Below are 15,057 nucleotides of genomic sequence, written 5' to 3' on the forward strand. Positions count from 1 at the left end.
ACCATGACACAAGTATCCGACAATTTATCGCAGCATGTCTCACGTAAAGAGGCACAGATGGCGGAAGTACTGGCGAAAATAGTACGTGATAAATTCGAATGGGTTGCCACGCGTAAAGCCACGCAGCCACTGGCAGAATTTCAATCGTCACTGACGCCCTCTGAGCGAAACTTCTACCAAGCGCTCAGTGGCAACAAAACCGCTTTTATCTTGGAATGCAAAAAAGCATCACCATCAAAAGGGTTGATTCGCGACGACTTTGATCTCGATTACATCGCCTCAGTGTATAACAACCATGCTGATGCTATCTCTGTACTGACCGATGAAAAGTACTTTCAAGGCAGCTTTGATTTTCTTCCACAAGTCAGCCGTCAGGTTCGCCAGCCGGTATTGTGTAAAGACTTCATGATTGACCTTTATCAAGTTTATTTGGCACGACACTACCAAGCTGATGCCATTCTGCTGATGTTGTCAGTGCTTGACGACGAGGAGTATCAACAGCTTGCTGAGGTTGCCCACTCACTTAACATGGGCGTGTTGACTGAGGTCAGTAACGATGAAGAACTGCATCGCGCGGTCAATCTTGGCGCGAAAGTGATTGGCATCAATAACCGTAATTTGCGCGATCTCAGTACCGATTTGAATCGTACCAAGCAGCTGGCTCCGACCCTGCGTAAACTCGCGCCGGACGCAACGATTATTTCTGAATCCGGCATTTATACCCACCAGCAAGTACGTGATTTAAGTACCTATGCCGATGGCTTTTTGATTGGTAGCTCTTTGATGGCGGAAAGTAACATCGAACTGGCCGTGCGCAAGGTAACACTGGGGCAGAATAAAGTATGCGGGCTGACTCATTGTGATGATGCCGCCAAAGCCTATCAATCCGGTGCAGTGTATGGCGGTTTGATTTTCGTTGAGGCCTCTAAACGCTACGTGACGCCAGAACACGCTCGCTTAGTGATGAGTGGCGCACCACTTAACTATGTTGGTGTATTTCAGAACCACCCCGCCGAGATTGTTGCAGAGATTGCTGACCAGCTACACCTAACTGCCATCCAGTTACACGGTAACGAGTCACAAGAGTACGTTGATGCCTTACGCATTCAATTGCCCGCAGAGATCGAAATCTGGAAAGCCTATGGCGTGAGTGATCAAACCGCCATTCGCCTGAGTCGCCATGTCGACCGTCACCTTCTCGATACCAAGGTTGGCAACCAAAGTGGTGGAACAGGGCAAGTATTTGATTGGTCGCTGATTGGCAACACTGAACAAGTGATGTTGGCCGGTGGTATTAGCGCCGATAACGCACAACAAGCAAGTCAACTTGGCTGCTTAGGATTAGACCTTAACTCAGGTGTGGAAAGCGCACCGGGTAAGAAAGATTTAGTGAAGTTGCAACAAGCGTTTGCTGCAATTCGACAATATTAAGGAAGAGAGCAATGGCAAAGTTAGATGCCTATTTTGGCGAGTACGGCGGTCAATACGTTCCGCAAATATTAGTGCCTGCGCTTGAGCAGTTAGAGCAAGCGTTTATTGATGCACAAGAAGACCCTGAATTTCGCAGTGAATTCATGACCCTATTACAAGAATACGCTGGTCGCCCAACAGCACTGACCTTGACGCGTAACCTCACTAAGGGCACCAAAACTAAGTTATACCTTAAACGTGAAGATTTGTTGCATGGTGGCGCGCACAAAACTAACCAAGTGCTCGGTCAGGCTTTGCTGGCAAAACGCATGGGCAAAAACGAAATCATTGCAGAAACTGGCGCAGGTCAACATGGTGTTGCAACTGCACTGGCGTGTGCACTGTTGGGCTTAAAATGCCGCGTTTATATGGGGGCAAAAGATGTTGAGCGTCAAAGCCCGAACGTTTTCCGCATGAAGCTGATGGGCGCGGAAGTGATCCCAGTTCATTCTGGCTCAGCAACATTAAAAGATGCCTGTAACGAAGCTTTGCGTGATTGGTCTGGCAGCTACGAAACCGCGCACTACCTTTTAGGTACGGCAGCAGGCCCTCACCCATTCCCAACCATCGTACGTGAATTCCAACGTATGATTGGCGAAGAAACCAAGAATCAAATTTTGGCGCGCGAAGGCCGTTTGCCTGATGCTGTGATCGCCTGTGTGGGTGGCGGTTCCAATGCCATTGGTATGTTTGCTGATTTTATTGAGGAAGAGAACGTACGCCTGATCGGGGTTGAGCCTGCTGGTAAAGGGATTGACACCGACCAACATGGCGCACCGTTGAAGCATGGCAAAACGGGTATCTTCTTTGGTATGAAAGCGCCATTAATGCAAGATCCTAATGGCCAAGTAGAAGAGTCTTACTCAGTCTCTGCTGGCCTTGATTTCCCATCCGTTGGTCCACAACACGCACACCTTAACGCAATTGGTCGCGCGGAATACGACAACATTACCGATGACGAAGCATTAGACGCGTTCCAAGAACTGGCTCGTAGCGAAGGGATTATTCCTGCGCTTGAGTCCTCTCATGCACTTGCACACGCTCTGCATATGGCACGCAACAACCCTGAAAAAGAACAGCTACTGGTGGTCAACCTATCCGGTCGTGGTGACAAAGACATCTTTACCGTCCACGCCATTCTTGAAGAAAAAGGAGTGTTTTAATGGACCGTTATCAACTGATGTTTGAACGCCTAGACGAAGTCAAACAAGGCGCGTTTGTGCCATTTGTCACCATCTGCGATCCTAACCCCGAGCAGTCACTAGAGATCATGCGAACGCTGGTTAATTCAGGTGCTGATGCACTCGAATTAGGCATGCCCTTCTCCGATCCTCTTGCGGATGGACCAACCATTCAAGGGGCCAATATTCGTGCATTAGATTCTGGTGCGACACCGGATATTTGCTTCGAGTTGATCAGTAAAATTCGTCAAGAGTATCCTGAACTGCCAATTGGTTTGCTGATGTATGCCAACCTTGTCTTCTCGCGCGGCATTGAAGACTTTTATCAACGCTGTGCCAAGGCAGGGGTTGATTCGGTACTGATTGCTGATGTCCCAACCAATGAGAGCGCTGAGTTTGTTGCGGCGGCAGAAAAATTTGGTATCCACCCAATCTTTATCGCGCCACCAACCGCCAGTGACGAAACATTACAGGCCGTTGCACAGCTAGGCGGTGGTTATACTTATCTACTCTCTCGCGCTGGCGTGACGGGCGCGGAAACCAAAGCGAATATGCCCGTCGGCGATCTACTGGCTCGCCTTAATCAATTTGATGCGCCTCCTGCGCTACTTGGCTTTGGTATCTCAGAACCGGCACAAGTTAAAGAAGCGATTGATGCGGGTGCCGCAGGGGCAATCTCTGGCTCTGCGGTGGTGAAAATCATTGAGTCAAATATTGACCAGCCAGCACTCATGCTGCAGTCACTTGGCCAATTCGTCACAACGATGAAAGCAGCCACGCAAAAGTAGCTTTTTCAGCCTAAATGAGGGGTTATTGCTTTAATAGCCCCTACTTCCTTGCTGCGCATATCGACACCTTGTGTGTTTGCGATCTCTCTTTATCCTCACAGCAGTAACGCAACCATTCAGTCCAATTATCAATCAAGCTCATCACTCACAGCAATGCAACCAGCTGGCATTAAATTATCAACAAATCGTCGTTTCTAATCCACACGCTGCCATTCTGCGTGCATTAGGCTCACAAGCAAACGTTTGCTTTTGAACAAAAATCACACTTCAACCGCAAAACGTGACTTTTGTCGGCCGTTTTTCACGTGTTGCTTATTGCCAATTGTGAAAATTACGTGTACAAATTCACTCGAATTATTATCCATTCGTTGCAATATGCGCAGTGGTTAATACTAGGATTTTCAAATTTAATAGCACAGAGGTTATGGAAGTGTTAAAAGAAAAGAGTTTGCTAAGCAACATTGGTATCCAAGTTGTCATCGCAATGATCGTTGGTACTGCCGTTGGTGCCATGATGGGTCAAAGCGCGGTGATGTTCGCCCCACTTGGTGCTATTTTTATCAATCTAATCAAAATGTTGGTGATTCCATTAGTTGCCGTTGCGCTGATTTCAGGTGCAGCAGGCCTAGGAAATAGCCAATCTGCAGGTAAAGTCGGCACCGTTACGCTCGGATTTTTCGCGCTAACATCTGCGCTGGCTGTTGCACTTGCTCTCGTCATGGGTGCAGTCTTCCAACCAGGTATTGGTATCGACTTATCAGGTGTCGAAGGCATGTTCTCTGCTGAGTATGCTTCTAAAGGTGAACTACCTACTTTCTGGGCGACCATCACTGGTATGATCCCAACCAACGTTTTCCAATCACTGAACGAAGCAAACATCCTCCAAATTTTGGTTTTCTGCCTATTCTTTGGTATTGCACTGTCAAAGCAGTCTGAAGAGCGCCGCACACCAATTATTAACGGCGTAAACTGCATCGTTGATTCTATGGTATGGATGATCAACAAAGTGATGATCATCGCCCCTATCGGTGTGTTTGGCTTGATGGCTGAAGCTGTAGGTACCTTTGGTTTTGGTGCACTGATGGTGGTATTCAAGCTATTCCTTGTTTACACCGCAGCAATCCTGATCTTCGGCTTTGTGGTTTACCCAGCGATGATCCACGTCTTCACTAAGACGTCAGCGAAGCAATTTATTAGTGCGATGAAAAAGCCTCAGGCTGTGGCACTCTCAACCGCTTCATCAATGGCGACGCTGCCTGTCACCATGGATACGGTTGAGCACGAGCTGAAAGTACGTAACTCTACCGCTTCTTTCGTATTGCCATTAGGCGCAACTATCAACATGTCAGGTAATGCAATCTACTATGGCCTAGTCGCTATCTTCTTTGCTCAGCTGTTCAATATTGATCTTGGAATGGGTGCTTACATCGCGATCATCGTTACATCAACGCTTGGTGCTGTCGGTCAAGCTGGTGTACCTGGTCCATCATTCCTCGTGGTTGCCGTTCTTCTTGCCGCTGGTATTCCAATTGAAGGTTTACCACTGTTGTTCGCACTTGACCGTATTTTCGACATGATTCGTACTGCACTGAACATCACTGGCGATGCGGCTTGTGCTGTTATCGTTGATGCGCTGATTGAAGATGAAGTAGCAGAACAAGTTGAGCTTGAGAAACAGCAAGCCTAACCAACGCTAAAATATTACAAGCCACTCAATTGAGTGGCTTTTTTGTTCCCGCTCACAAGCCATTCTACTTATAAACTCTCACCACGACAGTGCTGCCCAAATAGTCATGTAAGGTGCGCTTTTTCTCTGTCATTACCAAGGTGAAGAACGAAATCACAAACCACACACAAGACGCAATCATGACATAAGACGACCAGCTTGGCGCCCGACTCTGCACGATTTCATCACGTACATACCATTCTAAATGGGCATATTGGTCAGCAGGGATAGATTGAAAACCGATAATTTCCCAGTAACTGAAGATCATTGCGAAAACGAGATAAAAGCTGCCACGTAATAGCGCGGAACGGAAATTGATTTCTCGCTCATAGTATTCATCCACAACGCGTAAGCTTAATAGGCGCTTACCAACGGTTGCCCCATAACGCCAATGCATGATGATGTAATAGCTTGAAAACAGTAATGCGGCTGGAAGAGAGAGCCATATACCCATCTCTTTCGAGAAGCCTTGCGCGTAAATTAGCAGTGCGGTAAAAGGCAACAAAACTAAACCATCAATTAGCGACGCGGCTGACCGACGCCAAAAACCTCCATATCTCATAGGCGATCTCCTAAATAAAAGAACACAGCCTAACATTGGTCATAAAACCCTCTGTGTACGCACGCCGATTTTCAGATCGATTTCAAAAATGGCGGATAAAAAAACCCAGCACATTGGCTGGGTTTGGGAATTGCTGGTTTTATAAACGAGCCACGCGTCGATTACAAGAAGTGGAACGTCGCGTTGATAGAGAAGTTCTTCACGTCTTCTTCTTTCATAGAGAAAACATTGTAGCTCGCGCCTAGAGAAATAGGACCCATAACGAAGTATTCAGCGCCGATGCCATACATTGTGTCGTACTCATCTTCTTTGAAGTTAGTGCCCTTCAACTCGTATGAGTGTACGCCCGCTTTTGCGTAAACGTGTAGAGGACCAAAATCGATGCTTGGTTTCGCAGCAAAGTAAACCGCAGAACCTTCAAGATCACCAATAAGCTTGTTACCGTATTGAGTTGTGCCGAAATCACCAAAGTTCTGGTAGCCCGCTTCTAGACCGATGAAGGGTAGAATGCCGGTGCCAACGTGAACATTGTATGAAGTTGCAGACTCATTACCTAAATCCGCTTGGCCTGCGCTCGCGCCACCGTAGATCCATGAATCAGCTGAAGCGGTCGCAGATGCACCTAAAAGTGCTAGAGCGAGTAATGTCTTTTTCATAATTAACCTTCTCTTATAATTTTGTGAGCTCGGCAATGCTCTGCCGGATCTCTGACAGTTCTGCCATTGGGCTAAAACAATGCAAATTACATACCGTTTTGCAAACGGTATGTAAAACAAGACCCACCAGAGCGAAATTCTCTAGTGGGCTTAATGGTTTATCTTGCTATTTTGTCGGTTAACAAGCGTTGATTGCGTTGATCACTCGCTTGTCAGAAACCGGATACGGCGTACCCAACTGTTGAGCAAACAAGCTAACACGTAGCTCTTCTATCATCCAACGGATTTCTTTAACGTTGTCCGGTACCGCCATGCCTTTCGGGATCTTGTTCAATAGTTCTTTGTAATCACTCACTACTGATTCAATTTTTAGCATATGTAATCGGTCTTTATTTGGATCGATTGGCAGTTTTTCCATGCGACGTTCAATCGCTCTCATGTAGCGTAAAATATCCGGCAGACGCTTCCAGCCACATTCGGTCGCGAAGCCTTTGAAAATCAAACCTTCGATTTGCGCCTTGATGTCTGACAAAGCAAACGCCATGGTAAAATCGATACGTCCTTTCAGTTTCTTATTGATGTTGAACGCAGTGGTCAGAATGGTTTCTACCTGCTGAGCAACATCAACCACCGTATCACCGAGCTCTGCACGAATATGCTCTTTCATCTTTTCAAACTGAGCTGATTCCCAAACCAAGCCGCCCTGCTCTTCGATCAACTTATCAATACCACAAGCAATACAGTCATCGATCAAGTCCATTACTTTACCGTAAGGGTTAAAGTAAAGACCCAATTTAGATTTATTAGGCAAGTTCGAGTGCAAGTATTTCACCGGCGACGGTACGTTAAGAAGCACAAGACGACGCTGACCTGCGCGCATGGCTGCCACTTGCTCTTGCTCGGTTTCGTAGAGTTTGATCTCAACACTGTCTTTGTTATCAACAATCGCTGGGTACGCTTTTACTTCGTAGCCGCCACGTTTTTGTTGATAAACTTTAGGCAATTCGCCGAAGCTCCAAGTATGCAGACCTTGTTGCTCAATATCTGAGTCTGCCACTTTAGATAAGGTTTCTTGTACTTTATCTTTGAGGCTTTCTTTTAGCTCATGCAGGTCTTTGTGCTCTTTTAGCTTGCGATTACGATGGTCGACCGCACGGAAAGTCACCTTCAGATGCTCTGGCACTTGTTCTAGTTTCCAATCTTCGCGGTACAACTCAACGCCCGTCATGCGACGCAACTCTTTTTCCAGCGCATCAAGCAGCGGCATTTCCATCGCAGTCACACGAGCAAGGAAAGCGTCAGCGTAATTTGGCGCAGGCACAAAGTTCTTACGCAATGTTTTTGGTAGTGACTTAATTAAGCTCATCACCAATTCATGGCGCAGACCTGGGATCTGCCAGTCAAAGCCTGCCATCTCGATCTGGTTTAAGATCGGCAACGGAATGTGCACCGTTACACCATCGTTGTCATCACCCGGTTCAAATTGGTAGCTCAGCTTCAACTTGAGGCCATTTTGATACCAGAAGTTCGGATAATCCAAATCGGTTACGTGGCTCGCATCCCCTCTGAACAGCATCTCTTTTTCAAAATTAAGCAGTTCAGGGTTTTGTTTTGACGCTTTTTTCCACCAAGTATCGAAATGACGACCAGAGACCACTTCGGTGCCAACACGCTGATCGTAGAAATCAAACAGCTCGTCGTCATCGACCAAGATGTCACGACGACGTGATTTATGCTCGAGCTCTTCGACTTCTTGCAGTAATTTGCGGTTTTGTTTGAAGAAGGCGTGCTTGGTTTCCCAATCTCCTTCCACCAGCGCGCTACGAATGAAAATTTCGCGGCTAATAGTGGCATCAATACGCTCGTAGTTAACCAAGCGTTTTGGCACGATTGGCACCCCGTACAACATCACTTTTTCGTGAGCCATGACCGCAGCGCGCTTCTTCGACCAATGTGGTTCGCTGTAGCTGCGCTTAATCAAATGTCCGGCTAGCGGCTCAATCCACTCTGGTTGGATCTTAGCAATGATGCGTCCCCAAAGCTTCGAGGTTTCCACCAGCTCTGCCGACATGATCCACTTCGGCTGTTTCTTAAATAAACCAGAAGCTGGGAAAATGTGGAAGCGTGCATTACGCGCACCTTGATAGTCACTCTTCTCTTGGTCTTTGATACCAATATGCGAAAGAAGACCAACTAAAATCGCGCTGTGGACACTTTGGTAATTCGCCGGTTCAGAATTAAGCTTAAACTCCATTTCACGCATTGATTGGTGAATTTGGAAGTAAACATCCTGCCATTCTCTTACGCGTAAGTAGTTGAGATAATCAAGCTTACACTGCTTACGGAATTGGTTACCTGACAGCTCTTTCTGCTGCTTTTGAATATAATCCCACAGGTTCACAAACGTCAGGAAGTCAGAATCTTCATGGAAAAAGCGGCGATGCTTATCATCGGAAGATTGTTTCTTATCACTTGGACGTTCGCGCGGATCCTGAATCGACAGTGCTGCTGCAACGATCATCACTTCTTTTAGCGCACCATACTTTGGCGCTTCAAGCACCATACGCGCTAAACGTGGATCAATCGGTAAACGAGCAAGCTGACGCCCCGTATTGGTAAGACGTTTTTTAGCCTCTTTAACATCACCATTCAGCGCACCTAGCTCTTCAAGCAGGCGTACACCATCTTGCACGTTACGTTTATCTGGCGCTTCGACAAATGGGAAGGCTTCTATATCGCCGAGGCCCAGAGCAGTCATCTGCAAGATAACTGAGGCTAAGTTAGTGCGAAGGATTTCTGGATCAGTAAATTCAGGACGGGAGTTAAAATCCTCTTCTGAATACAAACGAATACAGATACCTTCTTCAACACGACCACAACGACCTTTACGCTGGTTAGCACTCGCTTGAGAAACCGGTTCAATCGGCAAGCGCTGAACTTTGGTACGATAGCTATAACGACTAATGCGCGCAGTACCCGGATCGATGACGTACTTAATACCCGGAACGGTTAACGAGGTCTCCGCGACGTTGGTCGCCAGTACAATTCGACGACCAGCATGTGGCTGGAAGATACGGTTCTGTTCACTCGCAGACAATCGAGCGTACAGCGGCACGATTTCGGTGCCCTTTAAGTTACGTTTGCTCAGTGCATCTGCGGTGTCGCGAATTTCACGTTCACCGTTCATAAAGATCAAGATGTCGCCTAAGCCTTCGTCACACAGCTCATCGACCGCTTCAAAGATGCCTTCTAGCTGATCACGATCGACATCATCGTAACCACTTAATGGGCGGTAACGAGTGTCAACCGGATAGGTGCGGCCAGAAACTTCAATGATCGGTGCATTGCTGAAGTGTTTTGAGAAACGCTCAGGGTCAATCGTTGCAGAGGTGATGATGATCTTGAGATCAGGACGACGCGGCAACAACTCTTTGAGGTAGCCTAAAATAAAGTCGATGTTTAAGCTGCGCTCATGCGCTTCATCGATAATGATGGTGTCGTACTGATTAAGGAATCGGTCGTGTTGAATTTCAGCCAGCAAAATACCGTCTGTCATCAACTTGATTTGAGTATTCTCTGAAATTTGATCGTTAAATCGAACTTTGTAGCCGACAAACTCACCCAGTTGGGTCTGCATTTCTTCAGCAATACGGTTTGCGACCGAACGTGCCGCCAATCGACGTGGTTGAGTGTGACCAATCAGACCAAATTTCCCACGACCAAGCTCGGCACAGATTTTTGGTAGCTGAGTGGTTTTACCTGAGCCAGTTTCACCAGCAACGATCACCACTTGGTGCTCAGCAATCGCTTTGGCAATGTCATCTTTCTTTTGGCTAACAGGCAGGATTTCAGGATAGTCAATGGTAATTCGCTGCGCATGGCGCTGCTCAACTTCCATCATTGATTTGGCGATATCCAGTGCAATTTCATCGAACACCGCATTACGCGACGCTTCTTTATTGATTTTGCTTGCACCAGAAATACGCTTACTCAAACGGAAGCGGTCTCGAATCATACATTGTTCAAGGGCCTTACGCAGAGACGCGGCATTGTTTGCATGCGCTGCGGTCTCGCTAGGCTGAGATTTTTTCGGCTGTGACGAGGTCAAAGCGTGTCCTATTCTTTTTACTTATCAAAACTGCGCGAATTGTATCACAGAATAGCCCTAAGTAACTTGCCGTTGAGGACTGGGCTAATAAACAAATCAATAAGGCGAATCTTTTCGCCTTCTGCTTGAATAAACATAGTCGGAATTAGCCTGCAACACCGACTAAAAATCGAACTGTAAATAAACCGTATTGTAGTTACTTCCACCCTTAATGCGGCCAAACTGAGAGGCTTTTTCAAAAATGGCACTACGATGATGCAAGGAGTAGCCAAACCAAACATGCTGCCATGAAGGTTGATTGACTAAGTCACCCACATTGACATCGAAGGAAAAATCCAAGTAGTTCAGTAGATGACTCGGCGTATAGCCTTTTCGGTCCATTTCACTTTGTTCGATATAACTAATGTTATCGATGTAAGACAGCCCTTCTGCCACACCAAAACGCCAGCGCGTTGGCCACTCGACCGTCACATAGGCTTTAATTGCCGCCACCCATTCAGTGCTGGCATTTTGCACACCGGAAGACCAATGATGCACGATTCCGGGGGTAAAATAGAGATCGATTGGGTAGCCAAACAATTCATCGGTTAATGGATGGCCATAAAATAACGAAGTCAATTGGTTGTTGTACGGGTCTTTTTCGCGGTTAAGGGCAAAGATATCGCCAATATTAGACGGCGTCGCCCACCCATGCGCCACTCTTAAATAACGTGAATTGGTTAACTGTGTTTTTTTAGGCGCACTGCTGTCATTAAAAAAGCCAAACCCAACAAACACTTCTCCCTGATAACGCTCTTCCACCGCTTGGGCATGATAAGCGTTATGATCTAAACGCGTGATGCTAGTCGAACCGAGTAAATACAAATTTGAGGCAACATGATAGCGAGCATCAACGCCGATATTAACATCCACTCCCGCACCGATTTTTTGCGCGGTATACTCACTAAATGCATAGTATTGACTATTAAAATCGGCGTCTTTATAACGCAATGTTGCACTTGGTTTGAGGTTCCAGTCGCCCCATTGATATTCGGCACTGGCACGAAGGTTAGTATGAAAGCGAAAGTCTTCATCGCTCATGACTTCCCAGTCTAGATGCCATTCATCATTCAATGATTGGCGTAGTTGCAAACCAAAATCGGCGCTATCGCCTTGGTTAGCGTTTTGAATAGAAGCGGGAATATCCACAAAACGCATCCGCGTTAACGCATTCAACTGCAAGCTATCATCTTGCCATTGAGTCAGGTGAACGCCCCCTTCAAGACCGTCAATAAAGACCCAATCGTTGCTGAAATACATTAAGGGAACAAAGGTCCCTACCGTTTGATCGCCACTTTCGGTTGCAAATGGCACACTGGCAATACGATACATTGCCGCCAACCCCCAATCTTGTTCTGCGATCGGTTCTGCTTGTTTCGCCAGCACCAGAGAGGTGAAACTGGAGCTGATTATTGCGATAAAAATTGGTAGCCGGTTGTGAATTGTCATTTTTTTAACCAAAAGAAAATTAATTTACCCAGATCAGCGACTTTGCTCTTATGTTTCACTGACATTCGCCGTTAAAATAGAATGATACGATCTCTCGATGCTAAAAATTGTGAAAGTTTCTGAACTCAAGAATGTACTTAATGCCCTTCCCGCCGATTGCGACTTAAATGTCGTCACAGGTGATGAATGGTTACCAGAGCAATTAGTCGCTACTTCAACGGTAGACGATATGCTGTTTTTACAGTTTGACAATGCACCCGAAGATATTCAAGGTGAAGAAGCTCGCGGCTTCGTCGATCATGAAATTGACATGATTCGTCAGCGGTTTGAGCAAATTATTGCTGAAGATTCCGATAACAGCAGTAAAGCTGATGCGCTCTTGGCGCTATTTCTCATCGGCCACGAACAAAGCAGCGGCGAAGTAATTGAAATTCTAGAAAGCGCTGAATATGAACAACAAGCATTTGAAGAATCAGTCAGCGAATAGCCTGTCAGCGAATAACTAAACGAGACCATATCATCGAATACCCTATGAGCGACACCCAATCTTTGCCGCTTATTCTAGCCGGCCCTATTTTGAGAAAAACCACACCGTCAGAATTGGTGCTGTGGTATGTAACCAGTCAACCGGTTTCCGGTGAGTTTCAGCTCTATGCTGACGCTGACAACGCGCTCATTTATCAAGCCCCGCTTAGCGACTGCCAGTCATTGAAAGTCGGTGAACACGCCTATGTCGTTTGTGCTCAATTCAAAGGGACGTTTCCGGCGAATGTCGCCTTAAGCTACGACCTGAAGACCTCACAAGGTAGCCTTGCTGAATTGATGCCTGACTTACTCTATGAGGATGAGATTAGGCCCACTTTCCGCATCAGCACCCAAGCCGATTATTTGCTCCATGGCTCGTGCCGTAATCCTCATAACGCGAGTAAAGATGCCTTAGTTCAAGCGGACTTAAAAGTATCAACCCAAGCGCTTGAAGAACGTCCCGACCTATTGATGATGAGTGGCGATCAGATCTACGCTGATCACGTTGCAGGCCCAATGCTGGATGCGATTCATCAGGTCTGTGATCTACTCGGTCTCAAACAAGAACGTTTCGTCGATGCTCCAATCCAAACCAGCCAAGCACTGTTTGAACACCCAAATTGCTACTATCAACGCGACCGACTTCTGCCAAGTTATCTTGACCACAGCCACTGGCTCAACCGTTGGCTACACGCCAAATACAGCCCAATATTCAGTTCACGTGAGTGCGAAAACCATCTGATTAGCTTTGGCGAATTCATCGCGATGTATTTATTGGTTTGGTCACCGACGCTTTGGTCGCACGTTAATCTTAATCGGTTAGCAGAACAGGATTTTCAACACGCAGGAAACCGATTGGCGGCAGTGGACATCAAACAATGGCACCAAGAAAAAAAACATATTGAACAATTTGTTGCAGGTTTAAGCCACATACGGCGCTTAATTGCCCACATTCCCACTTACATGATTTTCGATGATCACGATGTTACCGATGATTGGAACCTCACCGTTGGTTGGGAAAAAGCGGCCTACGATAATGTGTTTGCCAAACGTATCATCGGGAATGGTTTGATCAGCTACTGGTTATGTCAGGGTTGGGGAAATGAACCCGATAGCTTTCCAACAGAGTTGCTTACCTTAGCGCAGCGATTCAGTGCTAGTGAACAAGCACAAGCGCAAGATGACCTAATTCAATACCTGTATAGCTTTGAACAGTGGCACTACACCATTCATAGCTCACCAAAAGTCGTGGTGTTGGATACACGTACCCGCCGCTGGCGCTCAGAATCACGCATGAACAAACCATCCGGACTAATGGATTGGGAAGCTCTGATCGAGTTTCAGCAGCAACTCATGCATCAAGACAAGGTGATCGTGATTTCGGCAGCGCCAATGTTCGGCGTGAAATTCATCGAAGCATTACAAAAAAGCATGACCTTATTGGGCCAGCCGCTTTTAATCGATGCAGAAAACTGGATGGCTCACCCCGGCAGTGCCAATACCTTGCTGAGTATTTTTACTCACACTAAGACACCAACTAATTTCGTTATTTTGTCGGGAGATGTGCACTATTCATTCGCCTACGACATCAAACTAAGATTCAGAAAGTCGAGCCCAAACATCTACCAAATCACCTGTAGCGGGTTTAAAAACCAATTCCCAGAGCCGTTATTAGCGATTTGTGACCGCTTTGACCGAGCGCTTTATTCGCCACGCTCGCCATTAAACTTTTTTACCAAGCGTAAACGGTTGAAAGTGTTTAAGCGCGACCCTGATATCAAAGGCTCTCGCCGCTTGGTCAATGCCAGCGCAGTGGGTGAATTAAAGCTCGATAGCCACGGCAAACCCAGTGAAATTGCGATTTTAACCGCTGAAGGTAAAACGGTTCGTTTTCCACCAACCGACCAAGAAAGCTTGTGATCTGAATGGAAAGCCACTATCTATAAAAAGAGAGTACGATCAAACGAGAGCGATAAAGAAAAACCAAAACGCTGCAAAAGTGCGATAGGTACAAAAGAACTCGAAACGCTCTAAAATCAGTCACAACAGAACCAAGCAAGGCAATGAAGATGCTCAATTCAATCAGTAAACTATTTAAACAACTCTTAGAAGGTCATGACCTTAGCAACCAAAATAAAGCCGACCCAAACTTGGCCATTGCCTGCTTATTGTGCGAAGTGGCGGGTGCTGATCACCAAATAGAGCAAAGTGAAGTAGAAGCAAAGCAACAACTGATTGCCCGTCTGCTGGGGCTCGATGCAACGCAAGCTCAAATCTTGCTAAGCCGTGCAGAAGCCAAAGTAAAAGACGCCGCCTCTTTGTATGAGTTCACCACCCAATTGCGAGAGTTAAGCCAAGAGACACGCTATAACTTGATCAAAGCCATGTGGGAAGTGGCCCATGCCGATGGGGAAATCGACCCACAAGAAGATGCGGTGATTCGTAAATCAGCCGAGCTACTCTATGTTGACCATCGTGATTTCATTCGCGCAAAAATCTCGGTGACCGATCAGAACAAATAGCATGGTGAATCGGCCTAGCACGACATCAGAT

The 15,057-nt window shown here is 46.5% G+C and carries 11 protein-coding genes; 7 read left to right on the forward strand and 4 right to left on the reverse strand.

Going from position 1 to position 15,057, the window contains the following annotated elements:
* Positions 1–3 precede the first annotated feature (3 nt).
* From trpCF to RH86_RS15150, 4 genes are all read left to right on the forward strand, one after another.
* A complete protein-coding gene (gene trpCF / locus RH86_RS15135; protein ID WP_009386971.1) occupies positions 4–1,431 on the forward strand; it encodes a bifunctional indole-3-glycerol-phosphate synthase TrpC/phosphoribosylanthranilate isomerase TrpF in 1,428 nt (475 codons plus the stop codon).
* 11 nt (positions 1,432–1,442) lie between these two features.
* Positions 1,443–2,633, forward strand: coding sequence for a tryptophan synthase subunit beta (gene trpB / locus RH86_RS15140; protein WP_009386972.1), 1,191 nt, complete (start codon positions 1,443–1,445; stop codon positions 2,631–2,633).
* Positions 2,633–3,439: a tryptophan synthase subunit alpha gene (gene trpA, locus RH86_RS15145; protein ID WP_009386973.1), complete on the forward strand. Its 807-nt coding sequence runs from the start codon at positions 2,633–2,635 to the stop codon at positions 3,437–3,439. Before trpB ends, trpA begins: the two co-directional genes overlap by 1 nt.
* Positions 3,440–3,863: 424 nt before the next feature.
* Positions 3,864–5,126 carry a dicarboxylate/amino acid:cation symporter gene (locus tag RH86_RS15150; RefSeq protein ID WP_009386974.1) on the forward strand — a complete coding sequence of 421 codons (1,263 nt, stop codon included), beginning with the start codon at positions 3,864–3,866 and terminating at the stop codon, positions 5,124–5,126.
* A 64-nt stretch (positions 5,127–5,190) separates the two neighbouring features.
* Here the strand turns inward: RH86_RS15150 and RH86_RS15155 are convergent, their stop codons facing one another.
* From RH86_RS15155 to RH86_RS15170, 4 genes are all read right to left on the reverse strand, one after another.
* Positions 5,191–5,727, reverse strand: a complete 537-nt coding sequence (locus RH86_RS15155; protein ID WP_009386975.1) for an RDD family protein — start codon at positions 5,725–5,727, stop codon at positions 5,191–5,193.
* A gap of 161 nt (positions 5,728–5,888) precedes the next feature.
* Entirely contained in the window at positions 5,889–6,383 is a 495-nt protein-coding gene (locus RH86_RS15160; RefSeq protein WP_009386976.1) for an outer membrane beta-barrel protein, read from the reverse strand.
* Between the two features lie 178 nt (positions 6,384–6,561).
* Positions 6,562–10,491: an ATP-dependent RNA helicase HrpA gene (hrpA, locus tag RH86_RS15165; protein WP_009386977.1), complete on the reverse strand. Its 3,930-nt coding sequence runs from the start codon at positions 10,489–10,491 to the stop codon at positions 6,562–6,564.
* Positions 10,492–10,653: 162 nt separating this feature from the next.
* Entirely contained in the window at positions 10,654–11,979 is a 1,326-nt protein-coding gene (locus tag RH86_RS15170; protein WP_009386978.1) for a MipA/OmpV family protein, read from the reverse strand.
* A 97-nt stretch (positions 11,980–12,076) separates the two neighbouring features.
* Between RH86_RS15170 and RH86_RS15175 the strand changes: the two genes are divergently transcribed.
* The 3 genes from RH86_RS15175 (at position 12,077) to RH86_RS15185 (ending at position 15,026) form a co-directional block, all read left to right on the forward strand.
* Positions 12,077–12,466, forward strand: a complete 390-nt coding sequence (locus tag RH86_RS15175) for a hypothetical protein (protein ID WP_009386979.1) — start codon at positions 12,077–12,079, stop codon at positions 12,464–12,466.
* 44 nt (positions 12,467–12,510) lie between these two features.
* A complete protein-coding gene (locus RH86_RS15180; protein ID WP_009386980.1) occupies positions 12,511–14,424 on the forward strand; it encodes a peptide-methionine (S)-S-oxide reductase in 1,914 nt (637 codons plus the stop codon).
* A 149-nt stretch (positions 14,425–14,573) separates the two neighbouring features.
* Positions 14,574–15,026, forward strand: a complete 453-nt coding sequence (locus tag RH86_RS15185; protein ID WP_009386981.1) for a TerB family tellurite resistance protein — start codon at positions 14,574–14,576, stop codon at positions 15,024–15,026.
* Positions 15,027–15,057: the final 31 nt, after the last annotated feature.

The sequence above is a fragment of the Vibrio sp. N418 genome (assembly GCF_000222565.1).
Taxonomy (GTDB): domain Bacteria; phylum Pseudomonadota; class Gammaproteobacteria; order Enterobacterales; family Vibrionaceae; genus Vibrio; species Vibrio scophthalmi.

Bases quoted from the DNA above. Each gene is read 5' to 3' on its own strand.
- RH86_RS15170 (WP_009386978.1), bottom strand. From the start codon at position 11,979: ATGACAATTCACAACCGGCTACCAATTTTTATCGCAATAATCAGCTCC.
- trpB (WP_009386972.1), top strand. From the start codon at position 1,443: ATGGCAAAGTTAGATGCCTATTTTGGCGAGTACGGCGGTCAATACGTT.
- RH86_RS15155 (WP_009386975.1), bottom strand. From the start codon at position 5,727: ATGAGATATGGAGGTTTTTGGCGTCGGTCAGCCGCGTCGCTAATTGAT.
- RH86_RS15150 (WP_009386974.1), top strand. From the start codon at position 3,864: ATGGAAGTGTTAAAAGAAAAGAGTTTGCTAAGCAACATTGGTATCCAA.
- RH86_RS15180 (WP_009386980.1), top strand. From the start codon at position 12,511: ATGAGCGACACCCAATCTTTGCCGCTTATTCTAGCCGGCCCTATTTTG.
- RH86_RS15160 (WP_009386976.1), bottom strand. From the start codon at position 6,383: ATGAAAAAGACATTACTCGCTCTAGCACTTTTAGGTGCATCTGCGACC.
- RH86_RS15185 (WP_009386981.1), top strand. From the start codon at position 14,574: ATGCTCAATTCAATCAGTAAACTATTTAAACAACTCTTAGAAGGTCAT.
- trpA (WP_009386973.1), top strand. From the start codon at position 2,633: ATGGACCGTTATCAACTGATGTTTGAACGCCTAGACGAAGTCAAACAA.
- trpCF (WP_009386971.1), top strand. From the start codon at position 4: ATGACACAAGTATCCGACAATTTATCGCAGCATGTCTCACGTAAAGAG.
- RH86_RS15175 (WP_009386979.1), top strand. From the start codon at position 12,077: ATGCTAAAAATTGTGAAAGTTTCTGAACTCAAGAATGTACTTAATGCC.